Origin of the sequence: Caulobacter sp. CCH9-E1, from assembly GCF_001556515.1 — a bacterium.
Lineage (GTDB): Bacteria > Pseudomonadota > Alphaproteobacteria > Caulobacterales > Caulobacteraceae > Caulobacter.
Window position 1 is genome coordinate 1 of sequence record NZ_LSJA01000040.1, and the last position, 1,509, is coordinate 1,509.

Here is a 1,509-nt window from a genome sequence, read left to right on the forward strand (position 1 = left end):
GAGGCTGTGTAAAAACTCGCGGACGTTGGCGCCGTAGCATGGCGGTTCCGGCGCGCGGCGAGTTAGGCGCTAGGCCGTGATTGCCGCCATGAGCGGCTGGGCGCCCATGATGGCGATCACCCGCTTGAGATTGTAGGCCAGGATGTGGAGGCCGATCTCGGTCTTCACGTTGGGCAGGCGCTTCATCAGGAAGTGTGTCGATCCCATCCAGGCCTTGATCGTGCCGAAGGGGTGCTCGACGGTCCGCCTTCGCTGACGCATGGCGCCAGGACGCAGGTCCATCCGCTTCTGCAGGGCGTCGATGACGGCTTCGTGCTCCCAGCGGGTCACGCGCCGCGCGACGCTGGGCGTGCATTGGGGCTTGAGGGCGCAGGTCTGACAGCTGAAGTGATCCCAGTATCGGTGCAGCGTCATGCCCTTCTCGATGGTCGTCATGTGGCGCGGCAGGAGCGCGCCCGACGGACAACGGTAGACGTCCTGGTCGGGCAGGTAGACGAAGTCCTGCTTGCCGAACCGGCCATCGGCCTTGGCGCCGGAGGTCAGCGGCCTTGGCACATAGGGCGTCACGCCCATGGCCTCGCAGCTCAGGATCTCCTCGCCGGAGAAGTAGCCACGGTCAGCGAGAACCTCGAGCGCATCCACGCCCAGGGCGTCCTTGGCCTTGCCAGCCATCGACGACAGCTGCTGGCGGTCGCTGCCGGTCATGACGACGTCGTGGGCGACAATCAGATGATGCTCGGTCTCGACGGCGGACTGGACATTGTAGCCGACGATGCCGCTGCCGCGCCCGCTGGTGGCCATCGATCGGGCGTCGGGATCGGTCAGCGAGACCTGACCGTCGGCCGAGGCCGCCACTTGCGCGTCCATCGCCTGCAGCATCCGCATCTGCTCGCGCAGACGCTCCACCTTTTCCTTCAGCCGGTCGGACCTGGCCTCGATGGTCTCGCCCTCCTGGCGGTCGGCGGTGTCCAGGTCTCGCAGATAGCCGGCGATGTGCTCGGCCACCTGCTCCAGGCGCTTCTTGAGCTTGTAGGGCGTGAAGTTCTTGTCGCGGGTGTTGACCGCCTTGAACTTGCTGCCGTCGATGGCGACCAGCGCCGCGCCGAACAGACCGATCTGGCGACACAGCACCACGAACTGGGCGCAGGCCGCCTGGATCGCTGGGCCGTTGTCCTTGCGAAAGTCAGCGATGGTCTTGTGGTCGGGCGCCAGCCGGCCCGTCAGCCACATCAGCTCGACATTGCGCCGCGCCTCGCGCTCCAGCCGCCGGCTGGACTGCACCTTGTTCAGGTAGCCGTACACGTAAAGCTTCAGCAGCATCGCCGGGTGATAGGCCGGTCGCCCCGTCGCCGCCGGCGCCACCTCAAAGCCCAGCCCGCCCAGGTCCAGCTCATCGACGAACACATCAACCACCCGCACCGGGTTCTCGGCGGCGACATAGTCGTCCAGGCATTCGGGAAGCAGCGTCGGCTGTCGGCGATCAACACCTTCAACGAAGCGGCTCATGCA

General features: G+C 66.3%; 1 protein-coding gene. It reads right to left on the minus strand.

The window, feature by feature from the left end; all coding sequences use genetic code 11:
• Positions 1 to 69: 69 nt before the first annotated feature.
• Positions 70 to 1,506, minus strand: a complete 1,437-nt coding sequence (locus AX690_RS02335) for an IS1182 family transposase (protein ID WP_066730225.1) — start codon at positions 1,504 to 1,506, stop codon at positions 70 to 72.
• Positions 1,507 to 1,509 lie beyond the last annotated feature (3 nt).